The organism is Lentzea alba (genome assembly GCF_047445655.1).
Taxonomy (GTDB): Bacteria; Actinomycetota; Actinomycetes; order Mycobacteriales; family Pseudonocardiaceae; genus Lentzea; species Lentzea alba_A.
On the sequence record NZ_JAJAEG010000003.1, the window covers coordinates 52,567 to 66,352 of the forward strand.

Annotated in this window: 14 protein-coding genes; 12 read left to right on the forward strand and 2 right to left on the reverse strand. The window is 68.1% G+C overall.

Annotated elements, in window-relative coordinates:
- Window positions 1-15: 15 nt before the first annotated feature.
- From LFM09_RS05795 to LFM09_RS05805, 3 genes are all read left to right on the forward strand, one after another.
- The gene (locus LFM09_RS05795; RefSeq protein ID WP_414095221.1) at window positions 16-582 is read left to right on the forward strand and encodes a GNAT family N-acetyltransferase; all 567 of its coding nucleotides are present in this window, start codon (window positions 16-18) and stop codon (window positions 580-582) included.
- A 100-nt stretch (window positions 583-682) separates the two neighbouring features.
- On the forward strand, window positions 683-1,111 hold the full coding sequence (locus LFM09_RS05800; protein ID WP_414095222.1) for an SRPBCC domain-containing protein: 429 nt from the start codon (window positions 683-685) through the stop codon (window positions 1,109-1,111).
- A 9-nt stretch (window positions 1,112-1,120) separates the two neighbouring features.
- Window positions 1,121-1,678, forward strand: coding sequence for a TetR/AcrR family transcriptional regulator (locus LFM09_RS05805; protein WP_414095223.1), 558 nt, complete (start codon window positions 1,121-1,123; stop codon window positions 1,676-1,678).
- On the opposite strand, the gene LFM09_RS05810 is transcribed toward LFM09_RS05805, so the two are convergent.
- On the reverse strand, window positions 1,625-2,113 hold the full coding sequence (locus tag LFM09_RS05810; protein WP_414095224.1) for a MarR family winged helix-turn-helix transcriptional regulator: 489 nt from the start codon (window positions 2,111-2,113) through the stop codon (window positions 1,625-1,627). The two genes, LFM09_RS05805 and LFM09_RS05810, sit on opposite strands and share 54 nt — an antisense overlap.
- Window positions 2,114-2,237: 124 nt before the next feature.
- Here LFM09_RS05810 and LFM09_RS05815 point away from each other — a divergent pair, with 124 nt between their 5' ends.
- Complete coding sequence (locus LFM09_RS05815; protein WP_414095225.1) at window positions 2,238-2,975, forward strand: DUF4142 domain-containing protein; 738 nt, start codon at window positions 2,238-2,240, stop codon at window positions 2,973-2,975.
- A gap of 13 nt (window positions 2,976-2,988) precedes the next feature.
- Window positions 2,989-4,140 (forward strand): FAD-dependent oxidoreductase, encoded by a 1,152-nt coding sequence (locus LFM09_RS05820; protein WP_414095226.1) that lies wholly within the window; start codon window positions 2,989-2,991, stop codon window positions 4,138-4,140.
- Here LFM09_RS05820 and LFM09_RS05825 read toward each other — a convergent pair.
- Window positions 4,125-4,496, reverse strand: coding sequence for a winged helix-turn-helix transcriptional regulator (locus LFM09_RS05825; protein WP_414095227.1), 372 nt, complete (start codon window positions 4,494-4,496; stop codon window positions 4,125-4,127). The genes LFM09_RS05820 and LFM09_RS05825 overlap by 16 nt on opposite strands.
- 83 nt (window positions 4,497-4,579) lie before the next feature.
- Between LFM09_RS05825 and LFM09_RS05830 the strand changes: the two genes are divergently transcribed.
- From LFM09_RS05830 to LFM09_RS05860, 7 genes are read left to right on the forward strand one after another with little or no spacing between them, the layout of a single operon-like run.
- Window positions 4,580-4,975, forward strand: a complete 396-nt coding sequence (locus LFM09_RS05830; protein WP_414095228.1) for a nuclear transport factor 2 family protein — start codon at window positions 4,580-4,582, stop codon at window positions 4,973-4,975.
- A gap of 29 nt (window positions 4,976-5,004) precedes the next feature.
- Entirely contained in the window at window positions 5,005-7,947 is a 2,943-nt protein-coding gene (locus LFM09_RS05835; protein ID WP_414095229.1) for a DUF4062 domain-containing protein, read from the forward strand.
- Window positions 7,944-10,871 carry a DUF4062 domain-containing protein gene (locus tag LFM09_RS05840; protein ID WP_414095230.1) on the forward strand — a complete coding sequence of 976 codons (2,928 nt, stop codon included), beginning with the start codon at window positions 7,944-7,946 and terminating at the stop codon, window positions 10,869-10,871. The genes LFM09_RS05835 and LFM09_RS05840 overlap by 4 nt, the downstream gene beginning before the upstream one ends.
- 50 nt (window positions 10,872-10,921) lie before the next feature.
- On the forward strand, window positions 10,922-12,070 hold the full coding sequence (locus tag LFM09_RS05845; protein ID WP_414095231.1) for an AI-2E family transporter: 1,149 nt from the start codon (window positions 10,922-10,924) through the stop codon (window positions 12,068-12,070).
- Between the two features lie 23 nt (window positions 12,071-12,093).
- Window positions 12,094-12,591, forward strand: coding sequence for a peptide-methionine (S)-S-oxide reductase MsrA (gene msrA / locus LFM09_RS05850; RefSeq protein WP_414095232.1), 498 nt, complete (start codon window positions 12,094-12,096; stop codon window positions 12,589-12,591).
- Window positions 12,588-13,070 carry an MOSC domain-containing protein gene (locus LFM09_RS05855; protein ID WP_414095233.1) on the forward strand — a complete coding sequence of 161 codons (483 nt, stop codon included), beginning with the start codon at window positions 12,588-12,590 and terminating at the stop codon, window positions 13,068-13,070. Before msrA ends, LFM09_RS05855 begins: the two co-directional genes overlap by 4 nt.
- Window positions 13,067-13,786 carry a polysaccharide deacetylase family protein gene (locus LFM09_RS05860; protein WP_414095234.1) on the forward strand — a complete coding sequence of 240 codons (720 nt, stop codon included), beginning with the start codon at window positions 13,067-13,069 and terminating at the stop codon, window positions 13,784-13,786. Before LFM09_RS05855 ends, LFM09_RS05860 begins: the two co-directional genes overlap by 4 nt.

Here is a 13,786-nt window from a genome sequence, read left to right on the forward strand (position 1 = left end):
TCGTTTGATCAGCGGATGAGCTCAGCATGGGTCGGCGATCTCGTCCGTCTGCGTGGCGTGGAACCGGAGGACTGGGAGGACTTCCAGCGGTTCGACCAGAACACCACCGACATGCGGAGGATGGACCGCATCCACCCGCCGCGCTCGGCCGCCGGGCAACGGGAGTGGGCGCAGAAGACCGCCCTCAAGGACCAGAACGACGACAAGCTGATGCTCGCGATCGAGTCGCTCGCCGACGGGGCGCTGGCCGGCATGCTGACGACGGCGCTCGCCGACCAGCGCGCCGGACGGTTCATGTACGGCATCGCGATCGGCGATGACCACAAAGGACGTGGCTATGCGTCCGACGCGCTGCGGCTGCTGCTGAGCTTCATGTTCGCCGAGCGGCGGTTCCACAAGTGCGAGGCGAGTGTCTGGGCGTTCAACGAGCCCTCTCTCGCGTTCCACCGCAAGTTCGGCTTCCAGGAGGAGGGCCGGCTGCGTGACCACGAGTTCTTCGCCGGCCGCCATCACGACGTGGTGCTGTTCGGCATGACGGCCCCGGAGTTCGCGGCCAGGTATCCGTTCCCCACCGAGATCTGAGGCTGCGAGATCTGATCCGTCATGCAACCCTGGGGTTGCAGATCGCTGAGGGATGTGCAACTCTGTGGTTGCACTTGTTGGCGGACATTGGGAGCTTGTCGTGACCGTGGACCGGATTGAACGCGAAACCCTGATCGAGGCACCGCTGGAGCGGGTCTGGCAGCTGGTGACCGAGCCCGGCTGGTGGGTGGCCTCCGAGCCGTCGGGCACGGCCGTCGAGGGCGAGACGACCCTGTGCAAGAACGAGCAGTACGGCGACTACCCGGTGCGGGTCGAGACCGTGACGCCGCGGACCTTCGTGTCCTACCGCTGGGCCAGCGCGTTCGAGGGGCAGGAGTTGCGGGACGGCATCACGACGCTGGTGGAGTTCACGCTCACGCCCGAGGGCTCCGGGACGCGTTTGCGCGTCGTGGAGAGCGGGTTCGCGTCGCTGGCCGGCTCGGAGGAGCTGCGGGCGAAGGCGCACGAGGACAACGCGGGTGGGTGGCCCCAGGTGTTCGAGGCGTTCAAGAAGAAGGCCGAAAGCTAAGTTAAGCGCGTGCCAAAATCAGCCGACCGCGGTCGCCGCACCCGTGAACAGCTGCTCGACGCCGCCGCCCAACTCGTGGGCGAGGTCGGCTGGGGTGCGGTGACCACGCGGCTGGTCGCGGAACGCGCGGGCGTCAACGCGGCGCTCGTGCACTACCACTTCTCGTCGGTGCCGGAGCTGCTGTCGACGGCCGCGCTGCAGTTCGCCGAACGGGTCCTGGCCGAGTCCGCGGAGGTGTTGCGGGGTTCGGAACCGGCTGACGGCATCGGACGGGTGCTGGGGGAGCTGTCCCGCTACACCGGCACGGACCCCGAGTCGTTGCTGCTGGCCGAGGCGTTCCTGGCGGCGCACCGCCTGCCCGAGCTGCGGGCGTCGCTGGCCGCGCTGGTCGCGGACTTCCGGTCGCGGGTTGCCTCCTGGCTGCAGGACGCCGGGGTGAAGGACGCCGACGCGGTCGCGTTGTTGTTGGGCGCCACCATCGACGGGTTGGTGCTGCATCGCGCGTTGGACGAGTCAGTCGACTTCCACGCGGTCGCGGCTCCGCTCCGGCGTCTCGTCGCGGGCTGACCAGCGCGGTTCGCCGCCGGCCGCGGCGAACGCGTCGAGCGCCTCGACCAGGCCGTGCCGCAGGTGCTCCGGCATGCGCGACACGATCGTGCTGATCTCGGCACGCCGGCGCGTCATCACCTCGCGCACGACCCGTTGGCCTGCCTCGCTCGCGACGACGACGACCTCGCGCTTGGTGGCGGGGTTCGGTTCGCGGTCGACCATGCCGGAGGTGATCAGCCGGTCGATCATGCGCTTGGCCGTGGACGGGTTGACCTCCAGGAGATCCGCGAGCGCGGTGAGCTTCATCGGGCCGCGGCTCTCCAGCAGCACCAGCATGCGCAGCTGCGGCAGCGTGAGCGTCTCCTCGACGGCCGCGAGTGAGCGTGCCGACACGGCGATCAGCAGGCGGGACGCGGTGAGGACCGCGTCGGTCAGGTCGTCGACATCGCTCACCCGCCTAGTTCTACAGGGTCGGCCGAACATGACGAAACGGTAAACATTGCACTGTGCAACGGTCGGCGACGCCCGATTCGTCCGTACCTCCCGGCATGCGGAACTGCTCATCACCCTGATGATCGTGCTGGTAGGTGCGCCACCCGCGTTCGCCCAGCCGAACCTGGGACCTGATTTCACGCCGACGCCGTTCGGGCCGATGGGGCCGGCGGGGCGCGACCTGTTGCAGAAGGTGGCGCTCGCCGGGCTGTGGGAGGGGCCGGCCGGGCGGATGGGGCTGGAGAAGTCGGCCAGCCCGCTGGTCCAGGAGGCCGGTCGGCACCTGATCGACGGACACGCCGACCTCGACCGCAGGACCGTCGAGCTCGCGCGCACGTTGAACGTGCAGCTGCCCACGCAGCCCAACGCCGACCAGCAGGGCTGGCTGAACGAGATGCAGGCCGCGCCCGCGCGCAGCGCCGAGTTCGACCGGGTCTTCGCGAACCGCCTGCGCGCGGCGCACGGTGGTGTCTACAAGTTCCTCGCCGCGGTCCGGACCGGCACGCGCAACACCGCGATCCGCGACTACGCCAAGGTCTGCATGGACACCGTGCTCGACCACATGACGGTCCTGGAAGTCACCGGGATGGTCGACTTCAGCGACACGGAGGCGATCCCGATCGCGCTGGTCGCGGCACCGGCCAAACCGTCGTCGGCGCCTCCCGCCGTGCCTGCTCCTCGGCAGCAAGTCGTGGCGCAGAACCAGCAGCAGGACGGCGACGGCATCCCGGATGGCCTGCTCAGCCTGGGTGTGCTGGTGGCGGTGGCGGCCGGTCTGTGGTTCTGGAGCAGCGGGAGGAGTAGCAGCAAGAAGCATCCGTGAGTAGATTGGGCATATGCCTAAGTCGAACGCCCAACGAGCGTTGGTGGTAGGAGCAGGGATCGCCGGGTTGGCAACGGCGTGGTGGCTCGAACGGGCTGGCTGGAAAGTGCTGGTTGTCGAGAAGGCGCCGGTGTTCCGCGCGGGCGGCTACATGATCGATTTCTTCGGGCCGGGTCACGAGGTGGCGCGGCGGATGGGGCTGCTGCCGGCGTTGGAGGCGCGCCGGGCGCCGATCTCGTCGGTCACCAGCGTGGATCCGCGCGGGCGCAAGCGGAGTGAGATCTCCACCGAGGCCTACGAGGCGGTGGCCGACGGTGTGATCAGCCTGTTGCGCGGCGATCTGGCCGAGGTGATCCGCGATGACGTTCGTGCGCCGATTCGTTACGGGACAACGGTTTCTGTGATCGACGACGGGCGGGTGACGTTCTCGGACGGGTCGGTCGAGGACTTCGACCTGGTCGTGGGGGCGGACGGGGTGCACTCGCGGGTCCGGGAGCTGGTGTTCGGGTCGTCGTTCGTGCGGTACCTCGGGCATCACGTGGCTGCTTTTTCGGTTCGTGACGCCGAGTTGAGTGCTCAGATCGGCTACCGCTACCAGATGCTGACCGTGCCGCACCGGATGATCGGCTGCTACGCCGTGCGGGACGGGGCGATGGCGGCGTTGATGCTCTACCGGTCCTCCTCGCCGGAGGTGCCCGCGGATCCTCCGGCGGCGTTGCGTTCCCGGTTCGGTGATCTCGGCTGGGTCGCGCCCGAGCTGCTTTCCGTGGTGCCGCAGGACATCTACTACGATGAGGTGTCCCAGGTGGACATGTCGGTGTGGCACCGCGGCAAGGTCGTCCTCGTGGGTGACGCGTGCGGCGCGGTGTCGTTGTTCGCCGGCCATGGTGCGTCGCTCGCGATGACCGGGGCGTTCGTGCTGGCGGAGGAGCTTGCCGCCGGCCCAGGCGCCTTCGCGCGTTACGAGGCCCGGATGAAGCCGGTGGTCGCGCGGACCCAGGAGTTCGGGCGGAAGTTCATCGGCTGGATGGCGCCGTCGTCGCGGTGGCGGATCTCGTTGCGGGACTGGGCTTTCCGGCTGTCCGGGTTGCCGGTCGTGCGGAACATGATCCGCGGGTCGGTCATGCCGGACGTGGACGGCGTGCTCACTCAGCGCGCGTCGTAGGCCTCGCGGTTCACCAGCACCTCGGCGATGTGCTCCTCGGCCCACCGGCACAGTGCGAGCAGCGGCACGTGCAGCGTGAAACCCAGGTCTGTCAACGCGTACTCGACCCGCGGTGGCACCTCGGCGTGCACGTGCCGCGTCACGAGCCCGTCGCGTTCGAGGTCCCTGAGCGTCTCGGTGAGCACCTTGCCGCTGATGCCGTCGAGCTGCGCCTTGAGGTCGCCGAACCGCATCAGCCCGTTGTTGCCCAGCACGGACACCGCCATGGCCGTCCACTTGTTCGCGATGCGGGCCAGGCTCGTGCGCGAGGGGCACGTGGCGGCGAGAACGCTCCAGTCGGGCATCACCTGTGACATGGGCCACATCCGCTCATTAGTTACGTTGAGGTAATTGGTTACTTTTGGTGAGCATAGGGCAACACCAGCCCGAAGGAGAAACCATGACCACCCCGCTCGCCGTCATCACCACCTACTTCGACGCCCTCGAAGCAGGTGACTTCGCCACCGTCTCGGCCACGTTCGCCGACGACATCGTGTGGCACCAGCCGGGCGCCAACCGCTTCTCGGGCATCCACCACGGCAGTGCGGCCGTCGGCGAGATGATCGGCGGCATGATGACGGTCTCCGAGGGCACCTTCACGTTGAAGCGCAACGCCCCGCTGATGGTCAACGGCTCGATCGTCGCTGCTCCCGTCCACTGGACCGCCAAGCGTTCCGGTGCCGAGATGGACGGCGTCGGCGTCGACCTGATGCGCGTGGAGAACGGCAAGGTCGCCGAGGTGTGGCTGTTCACCGCAGACCCCGCCGAGGAGGACGCGTTCTGGGGTGTCGGGTAGCCCGTTCGGGGCCGTAACAACTTCCTGCCGTGGCGCGACAACCTTGCATGTCCGCGCCACGGCAGTTCCTCGGTGTGATGGTGTCGTCGACCTTCGCTGATCTCCGCGAACACCGCGCGGCGCTGATGAGTGCCATCCAGGCCGAGCAACTCTTCCCCGTGGCAATGGAATCCGACTCTGCGCTGCCCGCGGGCACGGTGCTGGACTCGTCGCTGCGCAAGGTGCGGGACGCGGCGGGCTACGTCGGGATCATCAGTCACCGCTATGGCCAGGTGCCGGTGTGCGACGCCAACCCCGAGGGTCTTTCGCTGACCCACCTGGAATATCGCGAAGCCCTGCGCCTCGGACGGCCGATCCTGATCTTCATCATGGGCGACGACCACCCGATCACCCGTGCCGACGTCGAGCTGGATCCGGAGAAACAGGCCAAGCTCGCGCGGTTCCTGGAGGAGGTGAAGCTCGCCGACGGTGAGCTTCAGCGCGTCTACCGCGTCTTCTCCAGCCTGCCCGACTTCACCGCCGGCGCCGCCCAGTCCGTCAGCGCCCTGCGCCGGCTGCTCGAAGCACAGCCGACGCCCGACGTTCCCGCGCCGCTGGACGGTATTCCGGCGGCACCGGCGCTGTACGCGCGGCCCCGGTACCTGGGCTCGCATCCGTTCGTGGGCAGGCAGGAGCAGCTCGCGACGTTGAACGAGTGGGCAGGCACGGCGGAATCGCGGACCGTGCTGCTGTTCGAGGCGATCGGCGGTACCGGCAAGAGCATCCTGACCTGGGAGTGGATCAACCACTACGCGCCCGGCGTGCGGGACTGGGCCGGCCGGTTCTGGTACTCGTTCTACGAGGCCGGCGCGGTGATGTCGGACTTCTGCCGGCACGCGCTGTCGTACATGACGGGTCAGCCGCTCTCGGCGTTCGCCGGCAAGGGGCAGGCCGAGCTCGGCGAACTCCTGTTGCGGCAGCTGGAATCCCGGCCGTGGCTGCTGGTGCTGGACGGGCTGGAGCGCGTCCTCGTCGCCTATCACCGCTACGACGCCGCGCAGTTGCTCGACGAGGACGCCGGATCGTCGGACGAGATCGGTGACCGGCATCCGTGCGCGGCTATCCGGCCCGAGGACGAGGATCTGCTCCGCCGGCTAGCGGCCGCCTCGCCGTCGAAGATCCTGATCAGCTCGCGGTTGGTTCCTCGGGTGTTGCTGAACCAGGCGTCCCAGGCGATTCCCGGTGTGCTGCACCAACGTTTGCCAGGACTCAGGCCTGTGGACGCCGAAGCGTTGTTGCGCGGTTGCGGTGTGGTCGGTGACGGCGCGGCGATCCGGGCCTACCTGCAACGGCACTGCGACTGCCACCCGCTGGTCACGGGGATCGTGGCCGGCTTGGTCAACGACTACCTCCTGGCTCGCGGCGACTTCGACGCGTGGGCCGCCGACCTGAACCACGGTGGCCGCCTGGACATCGGCGAGCTGGACCTCGTGCAGAAGCGCAACGACGTCCTGCGCGCGGCACTCGGGTTGCTGCCGCCGTTGAGCCGTCAGGTGTTGTCGACGCTCGCGATGCTGTCCGAGGAGGTCGACTACGACACGCTCAGCGCGGTGAGCCCGCAGTTGTCGCCCGACCAGCTCAGCCGGGCCGTGAACGACCTGGAGCAGCGCGGACTGCTGCAGTACGACTGGTCTTCCAAGCACTACGACCTGCATCCGGTGGTGCGGGCGGTGGCTTCCGGCCGGCTGCGGGAGGAGGACCGGCAGATCCTCGGCCAGCGCGTGGTGGACCACTTCACGGCGCGCACCAAGGGGGCGCACCGGCAGGCGGCCGACGTGGAGGAGCTGCGAGGTCAGCTCACCGTCGTGCGGACGCTGACGCAGATGGGCAAGTTCCGCTCCGCTTTCGGCACGTACACCGCGGGGTTGTCGACGGCGTTGCTGTACAAGCTCGAGGCGGCACCGGAAGCACTGTCGCTGCTGCGGCCCTTCTTCGCCAGCGGGTGGCAGGTGAGCCAGACGGCCGCGCGACAGCTGACCGGCGAGCAGATCGGCTGGTTGTCGAACGACGTGGGAAGCGCTTTCCACATGCTCGCCGACTTCCAGCAGTCGCTGAGGATGTTCGAGACCGCCGTGACCGCGCACGCGGACGAGGAGGGCTGGGAAGCCGTCGCGGACTGCCTGGGGAACGTCGGGATCGTGCTCAACGACCTGAACCGGCTGGCACGCGGACATCTCGTGGCGAGGCTGGCCCTGCGGCTCGCGGAGCTGCGCGACAATCCCGCCACGCGCTACCACGCCCAGTCCAAGCTGCTCGACTCGTGGGTTCTGCTGGGTGACGCGGCCGAAGCCGACGCCATGTGGGCGGAGATCGACCTGACCCGGTCGTGGGACTCGCACGGCGCGCATGCCGGACTCGCCGAGCTCTCGTACCTCCAGAGCCGGTTCGACCGCGGGTTGCTCACCGACGCGGAACTGGACCACGTCGAGGCGCTGGGACGCGCCAACGCGACGATGTACGTGATCAGGGGAGCGCACCACGTGCGTGGTCAGCTGCTCATGTCGCGCGGGGACTGGGCCGCGGCCGCCGCCCAGTTCGAGGCGTCCGTCAGCATCGCTCGGAAAACCGGTATCCCCGGCACGAGCGACGGCTGGCTCGCGCTGGCCCGGCTGCGGCTCGGCCGGCTCCCGGACGCGCGGGCGGAGATCGAACGGCTCCGCGCGGACAACGCCGTGCTGGCGGAGCTGTGGCGGGCCTACGGCGACCAGGAGCGCGCGATCGCCCACGCCCAGGCGGCGTACACGATCGCCTGGGCGGACGGCGAGCCGTACACGCGCCGGTTCGAGCTGATCAACGCCGTGCGGTTGCTGGAGGAACTGGGAGCGGAAGTGCCCGTGCTGCCGCCGTACGACCCCGCCGCCGATCCACCGTTGCCGTGCGAACGCCGGATCGAGAAGGTCATCGCGGGGCTGAAGAAGAGGCGTTCTCGGTGACTCGGCGGCAGTACCTCGGCGTGGTCGTGTCCAGCACCTACGAGGACCTCAAGGAGCACCGGGCGGCGTTGATGAGCGCCATCCAGGGGCAGCATCTTCATGCCGTGGCAATGGAATCCGACTCGGCGCGGCCGGTCACCGTCGTCGAGTCGTCGTTGGAGAAGGTGCGGGACGCGGCGGCGTACGTCGCGATCATCAGCCGCCGGTACGGGTCGGTGCCCGAGTGCGGGACCAATCCCGACGCGCTTTCGCTGACCCACCTGGAGTTCCGGGAGGCGGTGCGGCTCGGGCTGCCGATCCTGGTGTTCATCATGGGTTCCGGTCATCTCCTCACCGAGGACGGGGTGGAGCTGGATCCGGAGAAGCGGCGGAAACTGGCGGAGTTCCGCGAGGAGGCGAAGTTCGCGGGTGGTGAGGTGCACCAGGTCTACAAGGAGTTCAACGACCTGGCGGAGTTCGCCGCGTCGGCCACGCAGGCGGTGGCCGAGCTGCGGCGCGTGCTCGACGTGCCCGTTCTGGAACCGGTGGTGGAGGCCGATGATCACATCCCTGCGGCGCCTGCTCTTTACGCCAAGCCGCGTTATCTCGGGTCGCACGACTTCGTCGGTCGTGAGGCGCAGCTGGAGACGTTGAACGACTGGGCACGTCCGGCCGGGCAGCACTCAGTGTTGCTCTTCGAGGCGATCGGCGGGTCCGGCAAGAGCATCCTGACGTGGGAGTGGGCGACCCGGCACGCGCTGGGTGTGCGCGGCGACTGGGCCGGGCGGTTCTGGTACTCGTTCTACGAGGCCGGCGCGGTGATGTCGGACTTCTGCCGGCGCGCGCTCGCGTACATGACTGGCAAGCCTGTGAAGGCGTTCGCGGGCAAGAGGCAGGCGGAGCTGACCGAGTTGCTGGTCAGCGAGCTGGAGGCCCGGCCGTGGCTGCTCGTGCTGGACGGCTTAGAACGCGTTCTCGTGGCCTACCACCGGGTTGACGCGGCGCAGGTGTCGGACGAGAACGCGGGCGGTTCGGACGAGATCGCGCACCGCGACCCGTGTGCGGCGATCCGGCCTGAGGACGAGGAACTGCTGCGGCACCTGGCTGGGGCGTCGCCGTCGCGGATCCTGATCACGTCGCGGCTTGTGCCGCGGGTGTTGCTCAACCCGTCCAGTCAGGCGATTCCCGGTGTGCTGCATGAGCGTCTGCCCGGTCTACGGCCTGCGGAGGCCGAGGCGTTGCTGAGGGCGTGCGGGGTGACCGGTGCATCGGCGGCCATGAGGTCGTTCCTGCAACGGCACTGCGACTGCCACCCGTTGGTCACCGGCATCGTGGCCGGGCTGGTGAACGAGTACCTGCCCGCCCGCGGTGACTTCGACCGATGGTCGGCCGATCTGGAACACGGCGGCAGCCTTGAGGTCGGGCAGCTGGACCTCGTGCAGAAGCGCAACCACGTCCTGTACACAGCCATTGGGGTGCTGCCGGACGGGAGCAGGCAGTTGCTGTCTACGTTGGCGCTGCTGCCCTACGCGGTTGACTATAGGACTCTCAACGCACTCAGCCCTCACCGTGAGAGTACGACCGCCGCCCGTGACCTGACCAGCACGGTGTCGGATCTGGAGCGCCGGGGGCTGCTCCAGCACGACCGGTCGACGGGCCAGTACGACCTGCACCCGGTGGTGCGCGCGGTGGCGGCGGCGAAGCTTGAGTCCGGAGATCGCGAACTTCTCGGCACCCGTGTGGTCGACTACTTCTCGACCCGCACCACTTCGCGCTACGGGGAAGTGTCCAGTCTGGAGGAGGTGCGGGACGATTTAACGCTGGTGCGAACCCTGCTGCAGATCGGCCGCCTGAAAGCGGCTGCCGACTTCTGGTTCGCCGGACTCCAGTCCGTGCTGGTCGAACAGCTGGAAGCTCGTTCCGAGATGCTGTCGTTGCTGCGTCCGTTCTTCGGGAGCACTTGGTCGTCGCCGGTGGCCGAGTTGCCCGACGGAGACGTTGCCAATCTGGTGAACTCTATTGCGGGGTGCATGTACAGCAACGGGGATCTGGAACAGGCACAGGAGGTGTGCGAAGTCGCGTTGAGGCTCTCGATCACGGGCAACGAACCGGACGAAACCGTGGTCAACCTGTCGAACCTCGCTCTGGTGGTGTCCCAGCGCAACCGACTCGCGTCGTCACGGCGCCTGATCTGGTTGAACATCGAGCTGGCGGAGTCCGACGGCCGCGTGGCGAACGTCCTAAGAGCTCGCCGGGCCGCCTTCGTGTGGCTCGCGCGAGCCGGCTGGGTCGAGGACGCAGAAGAGATGTGGCAAACGCTGCCCCGGATCGCAGGACAGGGCGATTTGGCAAAGCCGTTGTGTTACGCCGCGCTCGATCGCGCCTGGTTCGACTTCGAGAAGGGGGTGCTCACTGCAAAGGACCTGGACCGCGTCGAGACGGAAGGCAGGGAACACGGGTATCGCTACGTGGTCCGAACTGCACTCAAGCTCCGCGGTCTCTGGCGCGCGGAGCGCGGCGAGTGGGCCAGATCCGCGGCCGAGTTGAGCGAAGCAGTGAGAATGGGACGTGAGGTTGGGGTGCACGACGCGAGGGCGGAAGCCGGGCTGGCACTCACCCAGTTGCACCTCGGTGAGCTGCGCGAGCCAGCACAGGTGGCCGCGCGGCTAGCTGGGGAACGCGAGTGTGCCGACGGCGCGCTGGCGCGGCTTTGGCTTGAGATAGGCGATGTCGAGCAAGCCCGGAAGCACGCGCTGGCCGCCTATCGGTGGGCCTGGGCCGACGGCGAGCCCTATACGTGGGGGTTCAATCTGGAGCGGGCCAGACGGCTATTGGTCGAGCTGGGTGCTGACATCCCGGTTCTACCTGCCTACGACCCTGCCGCCGACGCGGAGTTCCCGTGGGAGGCCGACGTACGGGCGTTCATGGACACGTTGCGGGAGTGAAAACGGCATGTCTGCCACCCGTTCGGGCTAGATCACGACAGACTGTGCGGGTGGAACGGGAACGCAGGTGGGCGGACAAGGGTGAGGCCATCGGGCACGGCGTGAGCTGGCTCGCGCGGTGGAGTCTGCGGGTGGCGCTGGCCGCGCTCGGGTTCTGGATGGTCTTCTGGGTGATCGGGCAGCTGTGGGTGGTCGTGATGCCCGTGCTGCTGGGGTTGCTGATCACCACCGTGCTGTGGCCGCCGGCCCGCTGGCTGATGTCGAAGGGCCTGAACTCGGCGCTGTCGGCGACGATCGTGCTGGTCGTCGGGCTGGTGGTGCTGGGAGGCGTGATCGCGGCGATCTCCACGTCCATCGCGTCCGGCGTGCCGGAGATCGCCCGCAGCGCCACCGACGCGGTGCAGCAGGCGCAGAAGTGGGTGGCCGGGCCGCCGTTCAACCTGGCCGACACCGACCTCGACCGGTTGATCGCGCAGGGCGTCGAGCAGGTCAAGTCGAGCATCGGGTCGATCGCGAACGGCCTGCTGACCGGCGCGGGCGCGGTGACGTCGGGCGTGGTGACGGGGCTCGTGGCGTTGCTGCTCGCGTTCTTCTTCGTCAAGGACGGCATGCGCTTCACGCCGTGGCTGCGCGGCCTGATCGGCGAGCGCGCGGGCGGGCACGTGACCACGGTGCTGGAGCGCGTGTGGGTGACGCTCGGGTCGTTCATCCGCAGCCAGGCGGTCGTGTCGCTGATCGACGCCGTGTTCATCGGCCTCGGCCTGGTGATCCTGGGCGTGCCGCTGGCGATCCCGCTGGCCGCGCTGACGTTCCTCGGCGGCTTCATCCCGATCATCGGAGCGTTCATCGCCGGCGCGCTGGCCGTGCTGGTCGCGCTCGTCAGCAACGGCCTGACCACGGCCATCATCATGCTGGTGATCGTCATCGTGGTGCAGCAGGTCGAGGGCAACGTCCTGCAGCCCATCCTGCAGTCGCGCGGCCTGCGCCTGCACGCGGCGGTGGTGTTGCTGGTCGTCACCGCGGGTACCTCGTTGTACGGCATCGCGGGCGCGTTCTTCTCGGTCCCGGTCGCCGCCGCCGTGGCCGTCGTCATCCGCTATCTGGGCGAGGTCATCGAGGCGCGCTCGACGATGCCCGTAATGGATACGTCACAAGTTGACGGGGATGAACCGGGCGATACCGAACGTTCTCCTGAGTGAACACCGAACAGAGGAGAACCACTGTGACGGAGAAGGCTGTTCTCGCGGGCGGCTGCTTCTGGGGCATGCAGGACCTGTTCCGCCGCCACCCAGGCGTCATCTCCACCCGCGTCGGCTACACCGGCGACCCCAGCACGCCGAACGCGACCTACCGCCGCCACGGCAACCACGCCGAGGCCATCGAGATCGTGTTCGACCCGGCGCAGCTGAGCTACCGGCAGATCCTGGAGTTCTTCTTCCAGATCCACGACCCGTCGACCCGCAACCGCCAGGGCAACGACCTCGGTGCGAGCTACCGGTCGGCGATCTTCTACACCGACGACGCGCAGAAGCAGGTCGCCGAGGCGACGATCGCGGACGTGGACGCCTCCGGGAAGTGGCCGGGCAAGGTCGTCACCGAGGTGACGCAGGAGTCGGACTTCTGGGAGGCCGAGCCCGAGCACCAGGACTACCTGGAGCGGTACCCGAACGGCTACACGTGCCACTACGTGAGGCCGGAGTGGCAGCTCGGCGAGCGGTGATCGAGATCGTTGCGCTGCACGTCTCAGCCGTGCACGCTTTCGAGGGCCGTCCATCGGACGGCCCTCGTCCCGATCCCGCTCCTGTCTCCCGGGACCACGTGGAGGTCCGTGCGGGGCTCGGGATCGTCGGTGACCGGTTCTTCAACCACCCGGCCCACCACAACGCGGCGGTCACGCTGATCGCGGCCGAGTCGCTGGATCCCTGGCCGGTGGATCCGCTGGTAGCCCGCCGGAACATCGTCGTGCGGGGGTTCGACGTGGACTCACTCGCCCGTGGCACCGTGTTCAGTCTGGACAGCGGCGACGGGCCCGTGCGGTTCGAAGTGCACCGCCCCGCAAACCCGTGCGCCTGGATGGACGCGGTGATCGCTCCCGGCGCGTTCAAGGCGTTGCGCGGCAAGGGCGGCATCAGGTGTGTGCCGCTCGACGACGGGGTGCTGCGCGTCGGCGAAGCGGCGTTGGCCATGGTGAGCGCATGAAGTGGTTGCGCCGCAAGCCAACGATCATCACCGCAGTCAGTCTCGTGGTCGTGCTCGCAGCTGCCGCGACCCTGTGGAACGTCAGCAGCTCCCGCACGTTCCAGTTCTTCGGCGAGCTGGTCGACCGAGTCGAGACCACCGACAAGGTCGTGGCGCTCACCTTCGACGACGGCCCGGACCCGGCGGGCACCCAGGAGGTCCTCGACACCCTGAACGAGGAACAGATCAAAGCCACGTTCTTCCTCATGGGCCGTGACCTCCACCAACACCCCGACCTGGGCAAGGCCATCGCACAAGCGGGCCACGAGATCGGCAACCACACCTACAACCACAAGCGCATGGTCGGCGTAACCCCGAGCACGGTGGCGAAGGAGATCGAGGACACCGACGCCCAGATCAAGAAGACCGGATACAGCGGCGAGATCCACTTCCGGCCACCCAACGGCAAGAAGCTCTTCGCCCTGCCGCACTACCTGAGCAACCACAACCGCAAGACGATCATGTGGGATGTGGAACCTGACTCCGCAGGAACACCCACCGCCCAGCAGATCGAGCAAGACGTCCTCGACCAGACCAAGCCGGGCTCGATCATCCTGCTCCACCCCATGTACGCGAGCCGCAGCGAAACCCGGCAGGCACTGAAGCCGATCATCCAGGAGCTAAAGGAGCGCGGTTTCCGGTTCGTCACCGTGTCCGCGCTCCTCAACCAAGCCTGA

Bases quoted from the DNA above. Each gene is read 5' to 3' on its own strand.
- LFM09_RS05795 (WP_414095221.1), top strand. From the start codon at position 16: ATGAGCTCAGCATGGGTCGGCGATCTCGTCCGTCTGCGTGGCGTGGAA.
- LFM09_RS05820 (WP_414095226.1), top strand. From the start codon at position 2,989: ATGCCTAAGTCGAACGCCCAACGAGCGTTGGTGGTAGGAGCAGGGATC.
- LFM09_RS05825 (WP_414095227.1), bottom strand. From the start codon at position 4,496: ATGTCACAGGTGATGCCCGACTGGAGCGTTCTCGCCGCCACGTGCCCC.
- LFM09_RS05830 (WP_414095228.1), top strand. From the start codon at position 4,580: ATGACCACCCCGCTCGCCGTCATCACCACCTACTTCGACGCCCTCGAA.
- LFM09_RS05860 (WP_414095234.1), top strand. From the start codon at position 13,067: ATGAAGTGGTTGCGCCGCAAGCCAACGATCATCACCGCAGTCAGTCTC.